The organism is Vibrio sp. 10N.261.51.F11, from assembly GCF_041471665.1.
In the GTDB taxonomy this organism is placed as follows: domain Bacteria; phylum Pseudomonadota; class Gammaproteobacteria; order Enterobacterales; family Vibrionaceae; genus Vibrio; species Vibrio crassostreae_C.
Genome location: NZ_JBFROW010000082.1, coordinates 1 through 15681, shown reverse-complemented (window position 1 = coordinate 15681; position 15681 = coordinate 1). Strand labels below are relative to the sequence as shown.

At 44.2% G+C, this 15681-nt stretch carries 12 protein-coding genes and 2 pseudogenes; 11 read left to right on the top strand and 3 right to left on the bottom strand.

Translation table 11 applies throughout. The features are described from left to right. The first annotated feature begins 50 nt into the window (after positions 1-50). The 7 genes and pseudogenes from AB4351_RS20630 (at position 51) to AB4351_RS20600 (ending at position 5380) form a co-directional block, all read left to right on the top strand. Positions 51-734 (top strand): DUF3334 family protein, encoded by a 684-nt coding sequence (locus AB4351_RS20630; protein WP_017059770.1) that lies wholly within the window; start codon positions 51-53, stop codon positions 732-734. Between the two features lie 209 nt (positions 735-943). Beyond that, positions 944-1633 (top strand): DUF2786 domain-containing protein, encoded by a 690-nt coding sequence (locus AB4351_RS20625; RefSeq protein WP_017059769.1) that lies wholly within the window; start codon positions 944-946, stop codon positions 1631-1633. Between the two features lie 118 nt (positions 1634-1751). Further along, positions 1752-2319: pseudogene (locus tag AB4351_RS20620) on the top strand (tetratricopeptide repeat protein); the annotation flags it as partial. Positions 2320-2399: 80 nt separating this feature from the next. Further along, a pseudogene (locus AB4351_RS20615) lies at positions 2400-2837 on the top strand (hypothetical protein); the annotation flags it as partial. A gap of 165 nt (positions 2838-3002) precedes the next feature. Next, on the top strand, positions 3003-3191 hold the full coding sequence (locus AB4351_RS20610) for a hypothetical protein (protein ID WP_017070242.1): 189 nt from the start codon (positions 3003-3005) through the stop codon (positions 3189-3191). A gap of 350 nt (positions 3192-3541) precedes the next feature. Further along, positions 3542-3949 (top strand): SulA-like leucine-rich domain-containing protein, encoded by a 408-nt coding sequence (locus tag AB4351_RS20605; RefSeq protein ID WP_017055178.1) that lies wholly within the window; start codon positions 3542-3544, stop codon positions 3947-3949. Positions 3950-4276: 327 nt separating this feature from the next. Next, positions 4277-5380 (top strand): phosphoribosylaminoimidazolesuccinocarboxamide synthase, encoded by a 1104-nt coding sequence (locus AB4351_RS20600; RefSeq protein WP_017055177.1) that lies wholly within the window; start codon positions 4277-4279, stop codon positions 5378-5380. A 174-nt stretch (positions 5381-5554) separates the two neighbouring features. Here the strand turns inward: AB4351_RS20600 and AB4351_RS20595 are convergent, their stop codons facing one another. Together AB4351_RS20595 and AB4351_RS20590 are read right to left on the bottom strand one after the other, a co-directional pair. Continuing rightward, on the bottom strand, positions 5555-5932 hold the full coding sequence (locus AB4351_RS20595; protein ID WP_017059766.1) for a hypothetical protein: 378 nt from the start codon (positions 5930-5932) through the stop codon (positions 5555-5557). A gap of 203 nt (positions 5933-6135) precedes the next feature. Beyond that, positions 6136-8514 (bottom strand): helicase-related protein, encoded by a 2379-nt coding sequence (locus tag AB4351_RS20590; RefSeq protein WP_372127004.1) that lies wholly within the window; start codon positions 8512-8514, stop codon positions 6136-6138. A gap of 183 nt (positions 8515-8697) precedes the next feature. Here AB4351_RS20590 and AB4351_RS20585 point away from each other — a divergent pair, with 183 nt between their 5' ends. From AB4351_RS20585 to AB4351_RS20575, 3 genes are all read left to right on the top strand, one after another. After that, complete coding sequence (locus tag AB4351_RS20585; RefSeq protein WP_017059764.1) at positions 8698-10386, top strand: NAD-dependent malic enzyme; 1689 nt, start codon at positions 8698-8700, stop codon at positions 10384-10386. A gap of 172 nt (positions 10387-10558) precedes the next feature. After that, a complete protein-coding gene (locus AB4351_RS20580) occupies positions 10559-11359 on the top strand; it encodes a vancomycin high temperature exclusion protein (RefSeq protein WP_017063589.1) in 801 nt (266 codons plus the stop codon). Between the two features lie 196 nt (positions 11360-11555). Continuing rightward, the gene (locus AB4351_RS20575; protein ID WP_017059762.1) at positions 11556-12926 is read left to right on the top strand and encodes a DASS family sodium-coupled anion symporter; all 1371 of its coding nucleotides are present in this window, start codon (positions 11556-11558) and stop codon (positions 12924-12926) included. A gap of 262 nt (positions 12927-13188) precedes the next feature. Here the strand turns inward: AB4351_RS20575 and AB4351_RS20570 are convergent, their stop codons facing one another. Beyond that, positions 13189-14484, bottom strand: a complete 1296-nt coding sequence (locus AB4351_RS20570; protein ID WP_029235691.1) for a GGDEF domain-containing protein — start codon at positions 14482-14484, stop codon at positions 13189-13191. Between the two features lie 304 nt (positions 14485-14788). On the opposite strand from AB4351_RS20570, the gene AB4351_RS20565 reads away from it, so the two are divergent. Continuing rightward, complete coding sequence (locus tag AB4351_RS20565; RefSeq protein ID WP_017070245.1) at positions 14789-15613, top strand: DUF2797 domain-containing protein; 825 nt, start codon at positions 14789-14791, stop codon at positions 15611-15613. Positions 15614-15681: the final 68 nt, after the last annotated feature.

Genomic DNA, 15681 nt, shown 5'->3' with positions numbered 1-15681 from the left:
CAATATACTGAATAACATTTTGTTTAAGACATCTCCACGAGCACATCACAATGAAAAAAAACAAAACAGTCACAACTGAAGATATCCTTCTTAAACTATGCCAATCAGTCTCAAGCGTACTGACTTCAGCGACGGCTTCTCAGGTGTCCTATTCAGCCATGGTTCAAAAGATCAACAAGACAAGCCTAAAGCCAGATTTTGGTTGCTTCGTTCTGTTTGACGGCGGCTTTTCTGGTCTCGTTGTTATTAATTTTACGTCCAAAGCAGCGCTAGAGATCTACACCAATTACATGCGCAATATGGGCATGCCTGAAAACGAGCTTGCTGTACTTCATACTTCAGACGAAGTGGGTGATGTATTGGGTGAGTTGATGAACCAATTAGTTGGCGATTTCACCAATAAAATCCGCAAAGAGCTGCAAACCAACATCACACAAAACCAACCGAAAATGCTGGCTCTGAACAAGCAAGTTAACCTTTCTGTTGATACCAATCTCGACCGTCCACAAGCTCGTCGTGTGACCTTCTCTACCGCTAATAACAACATCTTCTACCTTGAGCTTGCGATGGATAAGACTGAGTTCATTCAATTAGAAGAATTTGAAATCGCAGAAGACGAATGTCCAGATAGCATTCTTGAGGCGACTCAGAAAAAAATGCAAGAAGCGAACAAGCCAGCTCAAAGCTCTGGCAATGATTCTGCGGCAGATCTACTCGATGAACTGGGTATCTAGTTTACGAATGCTCTAGACATATTGAAAAAACGTGTCACTAACGCCATCAATACGCTTGATGGCGTTTTTGTTTTTACCGCCAACTGGGCTCATGCAGTTCAATGTTCACCGCCTTCCTTGTTCATCAAACCAGTTTTGCCTTTCTGTTATCCGCGAAAACATGTAAAATGTTGGACTTTTAAAAATTTGCGGTACTGATTAAATTGTCGATGGATAAGAAAAAAGCCCTAAAGAAAATTGCCAAGTGTCTTGAGCTTGGAAATTCTGCGAACGTCAATGAAGCTGCCAATGCGATAAAAATGGCGCATAACTTGATGCTGAAATATGGTCTCGAAAAAGACGATATTGAATTTATCAAGATGGGGAAAACTCAGTCCAGTCACCTGTTACCTGCAAATATCAGTTCTACACTGCTGCGTGTTATTCGCGGTATCAACACCAAATTTGGCGTAGAAGCCGTATTGCTGAATCATAAAGGCCTCAAGCGTGTTGAGTTCATTGGTGAAGCCGACCGCGCGATCTTCGCAGCGTTCGCTTTCGATATCATTTATCGTGAACTGAATGAACACACCGGCCAATTCAGAAATAGCTTTGCTGGCTCTGGCACAGGGTCCTTAGAAGTGACACGCCGCGTGAACTCGTTTGTTTCAGGCTGGGTTGAAGGTGCGCTTGAAAAGCTACCAACTATTACCCCAGACGACGAATCAAACAACAAGATCAATAATTACATTGATAAAGAATTCAAAAATATCGACCGTGAAACGTTCAAACAGCAACTGAGAGAAGCGATGAAAAACCTCACCGCCGATTATGAAGTTGGTTTGAAGAAAGGTCGTAAATTGTCTGTTAATCGACCAGTTGGCGGTACCCAGGCAGCTAAAAAGATAACTAAATCATAGAGCCGATGCACATTGGCTTAGGGTATTGATAGTGATTACTTTAGTCGTATCACTCGCCGAAGAAGATACGACTTAATTGACAACCACATATCGTATTAGACTTAACTATGAGGTCCCATTGTTTATCGTGTCCAATTTTCCCCCCTCATCATTTCTTAGAGCTCTATTTCTAGCCCTCATCTTTTCCACGATACCGTTGTCCACCACACATTTCGTGCACGCAGCAAGCAGTGATGAATTTTCACTAGAATCACAACCTCAAGATCCAGTTTCTCAATACCAATTGGCTCAAGCTTATGAATCGGGTGTCGACGTTCCTGTTAGCACCAGTGATGCATTGTATTGGTACACGCAGTCAGCAGAAAACGGCAACCCAAACGCGCAATTTAGACTGGGTGAATGGTACTTGGCAGGTACAGGTGTTGAACAAAGTAACAAGCTTGCTTTGGAATGGTTTATTAAAGCGGCGTTGCAAGGTAACCAGCGCGCACCTATCGAGGTAGCAAAACTCTACGAATCCTCGCTAGAACAAGACCTCCTTCAACCATTAGATAAAGCGCAGCTATGGTATGAAGCAGCCTTAAAAGATAATCCACAAGCAGAAGAGGGCTACAACCGCATTTTGGAAGCACAATTCAACCAGCAACGTGCAAAACAGATCTCTTCAATAGAACAGCTCGATGACAGCATCGACTCTGAAATAGACACCAGTCAGGGGGTATCTAAGCACGTTCAATCTAACCAAGCATCACGCTCTAACCTCTCCAGTTCTAACCTAACTAGCTCTGACTATATGATTGGTGCTGCGTTGGCCGTGTTGATTTCAATCATCAGCATTATTGCGACGCTCGTTATCTCAAGAAAAAGACAAGCTCTAAAGTCGGGTGATTCGCGACAGCAACAACAATCACTTGAAGCGCAGCTTAGCTCGAAGGACCTTACGATTAAGCAGCAAAAACGCCAGCTGAACACTATGTTCCACGAATTGAAGAAGCAGAAAAACAGCAAAGGTCTGAGTAATTTGCAGGTGGCCTGCGCGCTATTTGGCTACACACCTAGCTCAATCCCCGACCAGAAAAGCATCAAGATCCGATACAAACAGCTATCAAAGATCTACCATCCAGATGGTCACGGATGTGACGAAGAAATGAAACGTTTGAACAATGCGCTAAAAACCATTTTACAAAATGTTACAAAACCGTAAACAAACACACATCTTCATTTTCCTAGATCTCAAAGATATCGATTTTATTGGTGTTGCAATCGATCCCCCTCTCAAAAACGGGTAACAAACTATTAACTAATGGGTCTTACTTGTGTCATAATTTGCGCCGAAAATACACCTGACTTAAACAGGTGAGGAGAGAATATGTTCACAATAGAAGGCGTTTGTGATTGGTGCAAAAAGCCAAGCCTAGTTAAAAAGCACGACTACCTAGATGGTAAGTGTCATCATGCATGTAACGAGTGCAATGATATTGCAACCATTGATGTTCGCCAGTTCAATATTGGTGAAATTGAAATGAGAGCAAAACTCTCCCAAGCGACATTGAGATAAGCAACACCGTGAAATATAAGAAAGCGCCTAAGGCGCTTTTTTTGTGCCTGTGGTTTTAGATCTTCTTTCTTCTTTCTTCTTTGTTCTTTGTTCTCTCTTCTATACAGGTATATACAGTACTTTTCTGCAAAAACCAGTGTATACACCTGTATAAAGCTCACATTTATTCAACTTATGATACAAAACAGCAGATTCATTCAAATTTAATTTATCGAATACTTTCAATGATTTAATCATTTACCATCCATAACCTCAGACGAAATCGTCCAATAATCCCGCAAAAAACGCTTGATCTTATAAGTAACTAAAACTACTGTATACACATACAGCATGTATATAAGGACAGCAAAATGATTCAAGCACACGTTAAAGCACAACACTCTAGCCCGCTAGTTCACTGCGCATTTACATCAGTTTCTCGTAAAAGCAAAAATTCAAACGAGGAAGCGTTGTTTGCAAGAATGGCGTTGCTGTCCAATCAACATCAGTGGTTACTGTTTACGGCTCAAACACCAAGACCATCGGCTAAGCAGCTTAAGCAACATAATGTTTGCTGCGACCGCGTTATTCATATGAAAGCCTCTCATCAAATGACTGAGGTAGAGACTGTCGAGAAAGCAATCCGCTCTAAGAATGCGAGCGCGATTGTTGCAAGTGCATCGATTGATCAGTTCAGCCAACAGTACCTAAGAACATTAGGGTTACGCTTTCAATGTGAAGTCTTCTTTATGGATGCAAATTCAGAGCGTATTCACTAAGCCACCTTGCTTAATAACATGTTGGCTTAATAACATTTTGGCTCAAAAACATGGTCCACAAACATAGCTTAATCTTTTAGCTAACAAACTTAATTTAACTTAAGAAACAATTCGCCAAAACACAGTCCAAACATACTGCCTTCCCCTGCCCTACAATTCGCCCATTTTTTAGCGGATTGTTAGGCGGGGGTTTTTATTTAAACAACAGATTTAGCAATCGTTTGCTTTTTCTCTGGAAGCAAATAGTAGATTGGGTATAATGCCCGTCTAATCATGTGCACACCGCACTTCTCTGTATGACGTTTGATAAAAGATAGGAATGTCTAAATGAGCCTTGCTGATCAAGTTCTTGCCGTAAATGATGACCTACCAATCCGTACTGACAAACCTGTCCACAGTGGCAAGGTTCGCTCAGTCTACTGGTTAACTGAAGAAGATAGCCAACGACTAATTAAAGAGAAAGGCTACGACGTAGCACCCGATGCGCCTCTAGCTATCATGGTGATCAGTGACCGTATCTCTGCATTTGATTGTATCTGGCGTGGTGAAGGGAATCTTAAAGGTGTTCCAGGTAAGGGAGCGGCTCTGAATGCTATCTCTAACCACTGGTTCAAATTGTTTAAAGACAACGGACTTGCTGACAGTCATATTCTTGATATCCCTCACCCGTTCGTTTGGATTGTACAAAAAGCTCGCCCAGTCATGATCGAAGCGATTTGTCGTCAATACATCACTGGTTCAATGTGGCGTGCATACGCAAACGGCGAACGTGAATTCTGTGGTATCGAGATGCCTGAAGGCCTTGAGAAAGACAAGAAGTTGCCTGAGCTACTGATCACGCCTTCAACAAAAGGGATTCTGAAAGGTATTCCTGGCGTTCCAGAAGCTGACGATGTGAACATCACACGCAACAACATCGAAGATAACTTCGCAGCATTCAACTTTACTCAAGCAAGCGACATCGCGCATTACGAAAAACTTCTTAAAGAAGGCTTCAACGTAATCAGCCAAGCGCTAGCAAAAGTAGACCAAACCTTTGTTGATACCAAATTTGAGTTTGGCTACGTCAACGATGCTCAAGGCAAAGAAAAGCTTATCTACATGGACGAAGTCGGTACTCCAGATTCATCTCGCATTTGGGATACTCAGGAATATAACAACGGCAACATCGTTGAGAATTCAAAAGAAGGCTTCCGTCAGTTCTTGCTTAACTACTTCCCTGATGCCGACATTCTTTTGAATAAAGAGCGTATGCCAGAACGTGAAGCATTGGCTCGTGACAATGAACTTCCACTGGATTCTCTAATGTCTCTGTCTCGCACTTACCTTGATATCGCAGCGAAAATCACAGGTGCGGAGATCGTACTGAGCGAAAATCCTAAGCAAGAGATCATCGATGTACTGCGCGCTGACTATGGTCTAATCGACTAGTCGCTTAATTGCTAATTGCTTAATCGCTTAATCGCTTAATCTCAAAATAAAAAGCTCGAAAGCTAATAAGCTCGTAGACTCAAGTTTTAGATACTAAAAGGGCCTCAATATTTGAGGCCCTTTTTACGTGTACGTTTTTACTATTCCTCGAGAGAGATTATAGGCGAGCTGAAGTTACAGCTTAATCGTGAACTCTTCTCCAGAATTACCCGCAATCACTAAATGACTGCGCGATTCAATATACTCGATCTGCTCTTCTTCAAGTGAATATGGCATCACCACTTTGAGCTCATTGATCCCTTCCAGCTTGGCGAGCTTGAGTAAGGTAACAATGTTCGACTCATCACTTTTACGCGTCGACATTGATTTCAATGCCATCTGCCATAAACGATCCTCTGGGGTGCCCAACTCTTTAATGCTATCTCGCCAGACGGTACTGAACACTGGCGCAATTGTGGTGAGTGCTTCCAGAAAAGTCCATTTTTTACTGCATGAGGCGCCAAGAAATGTTGTGTAATCGAACTCTACACGCGTCTCTTCCTGTTTATCCATGATGTCCCCCGACACTTTGGCAACACAATATACTCAATATCTATCAACTCTTTCTTTATAGCAATAGGATATAGAAGAATAGTCTTTTATGACCTTTTGATTGGTTAAAAAGGCATATAAAAATCAAACTTGTAACAAAATAAGCACTGAAAAATCATATATGCATCTATTTGATTAATATTTTAGAGATAAAACTTATCCATCTATTTGATATCAATTATTCGGCTCGCTTTTTTGTACTGAATACGCCAGCCAGACCATGTCGGTAGCTCCCAACGTTTTGGCGATAACTTTCGGCTACCCGACTGATAATGGACGTAAATCAGCTTTCTTGCGGGCAAGTATTCGACATCGAGTTGCAAGTCGGCAAGGCTCAATACAAACGGGTATTTTTCCGAAAATTCTGAGTAGAGCCAAGTTGGAATGCCATCGAACGGTATGTCTGCATGATCGAACATTTCCAATTCGCTGACATCAGTAACACCTAGTACTTCAAGCTGCTCTATAAACCATAGCTCAAAGTTAATGTTCTCAATTTCTGGTGTGTATTTAGTTTGTTCATCGAGACCAAGTTTCACATACAGCTGCCAGTGTTTGATTTCTTGTGTGCGAGCCTTTGCAAAACCGGGAAGCTGGTCTCCATTTAACACAAGGTCGACGATAGGTTTTAACGATAATTGCCCTTCAGCGGCGACGAGTTTGGTTGTAATCGTGCGGCCTGCGTACACCAACGCCATCTCGGTAAATACGCCATCGTCATTCACGACGGTTTCACCTTGCTCCCACTCTCCTAGTTCAGCATCAATGATAAGCTCAAGAGGAATGGGTGCCGTGACCGTCGCTAAGGTCAGTGTTTGCTTAACGCCTCTTCCCGGCAAGCTGTGAGTATCCAACACCAACATCGCTTGTGCATTATCAGGGAAACGGTTCTGACGACCGAGCACCACTTCTAAAACACCATTGGCAAAGGCTTCTTTCCTTTTCAGTCGGCGCACAAACACCAGTTCAGGATGCAGATTCACAATGGTCTTGAGCAATTCAATGCGTTGGAAACGTGACGCGACTTCTAGCTGAGGAAGTTCAAATACCTCCCGCATTTGCTTCGCCAATCCTTGAGCTTCATTCAGAGCCTGTTGGTCGATGTCTAAATGCGGATATTCTCGACCGCGCACAATCTGAATCAACAGGCTTAAATCACACCCTTCCTTCTCTTGTTGCGCGAGCGCTTCAAGATGTTCTGCATTGTTTGGTAACTGATACAAGCGAGCAGGAACGGACAGCGCCGCAGTGAGATCAACCATCGCCTCTTTTAATGCTTTGGTTTTGATTCGAGTAACGATATCGGCATACAAAGTATCAATCGGCAACGGATACAGCTTTTTACCATGCTCGGTAACTTGATGGTCGGCGTTAATCGCTTCCATCGTCAGCAAGGTTTGAGTTGCACTGTTGAGTGATTTCTCTGGAATAGCGTCAAGGAAGGACAAGCTCTCAAGCGGAGATCCACAACATGCTGCGGCCAACATAGGTTCAGTCAGCTCTTCACGCTGCAATTCAGGCGGTGTGACTAACTCTAACGCCGCATGTTCACCATATAGACGCACGCAAACGCCATCCATTACCCTACCCGCGCGGCCAGCTCGCTGTTTGGCACTCGCTCGTGATATGGATTTAAGCATCAGTGTGGTTCTGCCATTACGCTGAACGGTGCGTCTCTCTAATCCTGAATCTATCACCACGCCAATGTCAGGAATGGTTAATGAGGTTTCTGCAACGTTGGTCGCAAGGATGACCTTTCTCAAACCATTACCTTCAGTATGGATATTGCGACCCGATAACGCTGAATCTCGCTCTTTATCACTGACCGACGCATGCAATTTAACGACTTGGATATCTGGATTTTTCGCCAAGGCTTGTTCGCATTGCACGATCTCTTTTTTACCCGGCAGAAAAACCAACATATCGCCAGAAGAAGCGATCAGCTGATGATTCACTTCTTCCGCGATACGCTGCTCTAGATGTCGGATATCAGGCAGTGTTCTGGATTCATTCGCTCTGTGCTCAATCTCAACTTGATAGGTTCGCCCTTCACAGCTTATGCGATTCGCATCCAAGTAATCAGCAAGACGCTCCCCTTCAATGGTTGCTGAAGTGATCACCAAGCGATGGCTCTCTTTTTGTTTCAGAATCGCCACCAGCAGATCAATGTCCCAGCGCCTCTCGTGAAACTCATCCACCACAATCACATCAAAACTGGCTAATCCGTCTTCTGATAACCAACGCAGCGCGATACCGGGAGTCACAAAAACAACGTTAGTTTGCTCGTTATACTCTGACTCAAGCTTAATCGCATAGCCCACTTTGCTACCAAGCTTCTCACCCGATTGCTGTGCGAGGTATTTAGCCAATGACGTACACGCGATGCGTCTTGGCTCCACCACCAGCACTCGTCCATGCTGAGAAGCCCAAAGTGGCAGGCGCGTTGATTTACCTGATCCGGTTTCCGCCTCTACGACAAGGTGAGAATTAGCGATTTGTTCGTGGAATACGTTTTGATAAGCATCGATGGGAAGTAATGACATAAAATGGCGAGTAGCGAAAAAGTGTGAGCAAAGTATAACGAATTATCGTGTTGAAATTCGATAAGTGTGGGACAGAGGTAAGAATATCATTTTGTTTGCTCAGATCGCGGAGAAACTATTTACAATTGAATAACTAAACCGTTATCATTTTTTAGTTACCCTTTCTCCCATATTAGGCATCCAATGAACAACGATAAACGCCCTCTATATATCCCTTATGCTGGTCCTGCTCTACTAAGTACACCTCTTCTAAACAAAGGCAGCGCATTCTCTGCTGAAGAGCGCAGTTCTTTCAACCTTGAAGGTTTGTTACCGGAAACAACCGAAACAATCCAAGAGCAAGTAGGACGTGCATACAAACAATATTGTAACTTCGAAAGTGATATGGATAAGCATATCTACCTTCGTAACATCCAAGACACTAATGAAACGCTTTTTTATCGTTTAGTTCAAAACCACATCTCTGAAATGATGCCTATCATTTATACGCCAACAGTTGGCGCAGCATGTGAGAACTTCTCAAATATTTACCGTCGTGGCCGTGGTCTGTTTATCTCATACCCGAACCGCGATCGTATCGATGACCTACTGAATAATGCGACAAACCACAACGTTAAAGTTATCGTGGTTACGGATGGTGAGCGTATTCTTGGTTTGGGAGACCAAGGCATCGGTGGTATGGGTATTCCAATTGGTAAGCTAGCACTTTATACAGCTTGTGGCGGTATCAGCCCAGCTTACATGCTACCAATCGTGCTCGATGTGGGTACTAACAACCCTCAACGTCTTGCTGACCCAATGTACATGGGCTGGCGTCATCCTCGTATTACGGGTGCTGACTACGATGCATTCGTTGAAGAGTTCATCCAAGCGGTTCAACGCCGTTGGCCTGATGCATTAGTTCAGTTCGAAGATTTCGCACAAAAGAACGCAATGCCACTGCTTGAGCGCTACAAAGATCGCATCTGTTGTTTCAACGATGATATCCAAGGCACAGCAGCCGTAACGGTTGGTTCTCTACTTGCAGCATGTAAAGCAGCAAACAGCAAACTTTCAGATCAACGCATCACCTTCTTAGGTGCGGGTTCTGCAGGTTGTGGTATTGCTGAAGCTATCATTGCCCAAATGGTGTCTGAAGGTATCAGCGATGCACAAGCTCGCTCTCAAGTTTACATGGTTGACCGTTGGGGTCTGCTACAAGAAGGCATGCAAAACCTGCTTGATTTCCAACAGCGTCTGGTTCAAACCAACGAAAACACCAAAGACTGGGAAAGCGATGGCACTGGTTTCTCTCTACTAGACGTAGTTCGCCACGCGAAACCAACCGTATTGGTTGGTGTGTCTGGTGCTCCAGGTCTATTCAGCAAAGAAGTCATCAAAGAGATGAACCTACACAGTGAACGCCCTATCGTGTTCCCACTGTCGAACCCAACAAGCCGTGTTGAAGCGACGCCAAACGACATTATTCGTTGGACTGATGGCCAAGCACTTGTTGCGACAGGTAGCCCATTTGAGCCAGTCGTTCACAACGGCACAACTTACCCAATCGCTCAGTGTAACAACAGCTACATCTTCCCAGGTATTGGCCTTGGTGTATTGGCTGTGAATGCTTCACGCATCACTGACGAAATGCTAATGGAATCAAGCCGTGCACTTGCTACGTGTTCTCCACTAGCAATCAATGGCACAGGTGCTCTACTTCCACCATTGGAAGAGATCCACACGGTATCTAAGAAAATTGCTCTTGCGGTAGGTAAAAAGGCGATTGAACAGGGCGTTGCTCTAGAGATCACTGAAGAAGCACTGCAACAAGCGATTGACCAGCACTTCTGGCAGCCAGTTTACCGTCGCTACAAGCGCACGGCATTCTAATAAAGCGTACTGCGCTTGGAATAAAGAGCGTTAACGACTCTTATATGAGCCTCTGCAATTGCAGGGGCTTTTTTCTTTAAACTGTCTTGTCTTTTTAACTGATTTTTCTCATTTTTATTTGGTATTATCGAGCACTCAAAAATTAATGCTCAGTGAAAGGACCATACCGAGAGTGAAATTTGATTCTCACATTATCCGTAGCTACATAAAAAAAGCTTACAAAAAACTGCAAGGTTTTCTGTTTGGCGCTTTCCTCGTGTTCTTAGTAGGCAGCGCTGCGGTTATTGCGATCGATTATTGGGTTTCATGGCAAGCGGAAGATCGCATCATCTACGATATAGATGAAGTGCCCGAGCTTGAGGTCGCCGTTGTGCTTGGCACGAGCAAATATTTGGGTCGAACACTCAACGACTATTATAAGCACCGAATCGAAGCCGCGATTGAGCTGTTCGACCGTGAAAAAGTCGACCAGTTTCTGTTAAGTGGTGATAACGCTCATCGCTCTTACAATGAGCCGTGGACGATGAAACGCGACTTGCTGAAAGCGGGTGTACCCGATGAACGCATTAACCTCGATTACGCAGGCTTTAGAACCTTAGACTCGATTGTTCGCGCTAAAAAGATCTTCGACACCGACAACTTCCTGATCATTACTCAGAAATTCCACTGTGAAAGAGCACTATTTATCGCTAATTCTTACGATATTCATGCACAATGTTTAGCGGTTTCAGGTCCTACTCATCATTCAGGCACCTCTATCCGTTTGCGTGAAGTTTTTGCGCGTACCAAAGCCTTCTTAGATTTGTATATTATGGGGACAACGCCAAAGTTCCTTGGACCTAAAGAGCCCATTCAATCGAGTCCAAAACCGGAATCATTTCCGATTCCAAACCCTATGACTGACCCCTCTGTAAACCCTGTTGTAGATCCTACAACAAACCCTATTGCAGACCCAGCAGAGACAGATGTGTAGAAAACTACACATTTTGAATTTGTTGCCTCACATTTCCCCACTGTTACACAAAAACACACCAACACGCCTTTATTAACTTAAGTAACATTCTCCCAACAAAGTCTGACCCTACATCAAGCTATATACCTCGAAAATAATAAGCACGACTCAATGAAGTCGTGCACCAATAAAACGAGGATAACAAAAGGAGCGTCTTATGACGGCACTTGTTACTACACTGAAACACTGGTTGTTCACCCGCAACAGCATGATATTAATTGGTAATTTCACGCTATTCGCACTCTTGCTCAACACCCTTCCTTTCGAATCACAAGTCAATACTGGTTTGAGTATTCTCGTGTTCGTTGCGGTTCTATGGTTAACCGAAGCTATTCATGTCAGCATCACCGCTCTGCTCGTTCCACTCTTGGCTGTCTTGTTTGGTGTGTTCAATACGCCCGCAGCGCTGGCTAACTTTTCAAACCCGATCATCTTCTTATTCATGGGTGGCTTCGCATTAGCAGCTGCACTGAACAAGCAAGAGCTAGATAAAGCGATAGCTGACAAAGTGCTGCTGATAGCAAAAGGCAGAATGTCGGTCGCTGTGTTCATGTTGTTCGGTGTGAGTGCAGGTCTATCAATGTGGATCTCAAACACAGCCACCACAGCAATGATGCTTCCTCTTGTTCTTGGCATCATGAACAAAGTTGACCAAAGTGAAGACCGCAACACGTACGTGTTCGTACTGCTGGGTATCGCTTACTGTGCATCGATTGGTGGTATCGCAACCTTAGTGGGTAGCCCACCGAACGCAATCGCCGCTGCAGAAGTTGGCTTGAGCTTTACTGAGTGGATGGCGCTAGGTCTTCCAATCTCAATGATCTTACTGCCAATCGCGATGATTATTCTTTACGTGATGACTAAGCCAAAGCTTGACCACAAATTCGAGCTAGACCATGCCCCAGTTGAATGGACAAACAGCAAGAAAATCACACTGTCTATCTTCCTTCTAACCGTAACGCTTTGGATATTCGGTAAACCAATCAACGCAATGATTGGCGGATTCTCTAAATTTGATAGCTTGGTAGCGATTGGCGCAATTGTACTGCTTGGCGCTTCTAGAGCGGTGGAATGGAAAGACGTCGAGAAGACAACGGACTGGGGTGTTCTTATCCTGTTCGGTGGCGGTATCTGTTTAAGTAACATTCTGAAAGCGACAGGAACCAGCGTATTCCTAGCACACTCACTAAGCGGATTTTTAGAAACAGCTGGCGTACTGCTTACGATTCTAGCCGTGGTAGCGTTCGTGGTATTCCTAACGGAATTTGCGAGTAACACAGCGAGTGCAGCACTTCTGGTGCCAGTATTCGCAACCATCGCTGAAGCGCTGGGTATGTCGCCAGTTATTTTGTCTGCACTGATCGCTGTTGCTGCGTCTTGTGCCTTCATGCTTCCTGTTGCAACACCACCAAACGCAATCGTGTTTGGCTCGGGTCACATCAAGCAGAAAGAGATGATGCGAATCGGTATGGTGTTGAACCTAGTTTGTATCCTAGTTCTGACTCTGTTCGCTTGGATCTTCTGGTAAGCACTAACGTCCTATAAGCGCATGCTTACAGGAATGCACCCCTAAACTGGTTGAACTTCCCCCAGTTCAACCAGTACAAAAATGCCCGCTCAGTTTGAAACTATCAGTCAACAGAACGGGCGCATAAAAACAAGAAACGCTTTTCCCTTTTGGTGGCCCCGCGCCACCTTTTTTGTTTTTGGCTTTTGGGAGAAGAACCATAAAAACGCCACACGTCACATATGCACGTGTGGCTTATAAACTCATCAAAACAATTTTCAGATTAGTGACTCAAGATCACCTGGTTTCGACCTGAATGCTTTGCTTGATATAAAGCTTCATCAGCGCGAGCAATGGTCTCTGTCACTCGCTCTTGCTTCATCTCGGCAACACCGATACTGCATGTCAGCGGATCGCCATGAACCCAAAGGTGCTGGCTAACCAATAATCGAATGCGTTCAGCTTTTATCTGCGCCTCTCCGGCTTCGGTCTCAGGGCAAAAAACAATGAACTCTTCACCACCCCATCTCACCAACTTGTCGGTAGCGCTGATCGAACTGCCCACCACCATGCTGAACTCGCGTAAAATATGGTCACCCATTTGATGTCCGTACTTGTCATTTACACTCTTGAAGTAGTCGATATCGAGATACAACATACCCAGCTTGCCATGTCCTTGCTTCACATGTTGTGACTGCATTTTCAACCAATCACGAATCGCGTGGCGGTTTAGTATTCCGGTTAACTCATCACGATGGGCCATCTCTGAAAATTCAAAATTCTGTTCTCTCAGTGCGCGATTGACGTTCTTTAAGTGGTGATGTCTTTTCTCTGCGATCACCATGCGTTTTCTTGAACGGTTTAACTCTGACAGCAAGAATACGGTGCCCGTCCCCACCCACACAAACAGTAGGATCATGAACAAGCTTTCTGCGGTGATATACGAACCTTCGAACTCAATACTGCGGATGACGATTCTGTGGTGACCGAGTTTCGCTCCAGACGCAGTAGCAAACTCAACCATATTCACATTCGAAAATTCAGGGGCCGAATGCTCTAACGCAATGTCGTTGTCAGCCAGCCACCATGTCATCACTTGCAGATTTTTGATCGGGATTTCAATCACACCACCATCGACTCCTGGAGAAAACTCCATCCCGTTGTACTTATGTGTGTACTCGTCATCGGGAACAGAATAAGCAGGATTGTAGTTGCGTAGGTAAGTTCTCAAACGGCCACGAGAGTCCGCTTCCGCATGGTAATCAATATTCACTCTAAAGGTGTGATACTGGGAGAGATCAAGGCCTTCGGTAATGTCTGGATTGATACGAATCGATAGGCCGCAATAAGGCCAAGGATACTCCGACTCTTTAAGTTCACAGTCGAGAATATACTGCCCATTTTCGTAGGATAATTGGGATGTACTGACGCCCCTATCAACTTGATCGCTGGTCGCGATAAACTCATATTTATCCGGCGTAATTGCCGTTATCACACGATTTCCGCTCACACGGTAATACTGGACAATCGCCAGTGTCGTGATAACTAAAAAGATGACTATTTTATGGATCCACTTCACGTCTAAGCTTCCGGCTTAAGGTCCCTATAGTTGGGATTTCACGATAAAAAATAAGTTAGGTAAATTAGTGATCTTAATGCCAATAATTTACTAAAAAACGTTATATCACGCCTGAACAAAATGTCATACCATAATTTTGAGCGAGCGTTTACTCATCAATTATCCATCGCAATAATCAAGTAATATTGCGTATTAAAACGGACTCTATTTGTTATACTCATCGCATAATCATCGTTAACCGTAGCGCCTGCTTACAGAGCGTCCGAGTCGACGAAATAATAATCAAAATACAACGAGTAATGTCATGTCTTTATTAGCAAAAGGAACACTCAAGAAAATGAGTGCTTCGCTTGATGGTGCGGTTACCTACCGTTTACCTGTCGGTGAAGAGTTTGTAGAGCTAAACCCTCTGATTGGTAAAACCATCAACCTCACTCACACCGGTAATATTTTTTGCTGCTCGTGTGGCAAGAAAACCAAGAAAAGCTACTCTCAAGGCCACTGCTTTGTGTGCATGAGAAAGCTAGCAAGCTGCGACATGTGCATCATGAAGCCAGAAACTTGCCACTACGATGAAGGTACTTGTCGTGAGCCTGAATGGGGCGAAGCGAACTGTATGGTTGATCACTTCGTTTACCTATCGAACACATCAAGCCTAAAAGTGGGTATCACTCGTCACACTCAAATCCCTACCCGTTGGATTGACCAAGGCGCGACTCAAGGTTTGCCTATCTTGAAGGTAAAAACACGTCAGATCTCTGGCCTGATCGAAGTTGAGTTAGCGAAGCACATTGCTGACAAAACCAACTGGCGCACGCTGCTAAAAGGCGATGGCGACGATATGGAGTTGGTAGAAAAAGCCAAAGAACTGTTGCCATTGGTTGAGGATAAAATCCAAGAGATCAGAGCGAAGTTTGGTGACGATGCAATCGAGATTCTGAGCGAAAACATCACTTCACTGAGCTACCCGGTTGAGCAGCACCCAGTGAAGATTGTATCGCACAACTTCGATAAGAACCCTGAAGTATCTGGTGTGCTGCAAGGTATTAAAGGCCAATACCTAATCTTAGATACGGGCGTGATTAACATCCGTAAATTTGGCTCTTACGAAGTGGAAGTGTCTGCATAACTTGTAGAACTTAAACGTTTCTTATAGTTAGAAGCGCTTAGTGAATAGCCAAAATCGAGTAGGAGGAG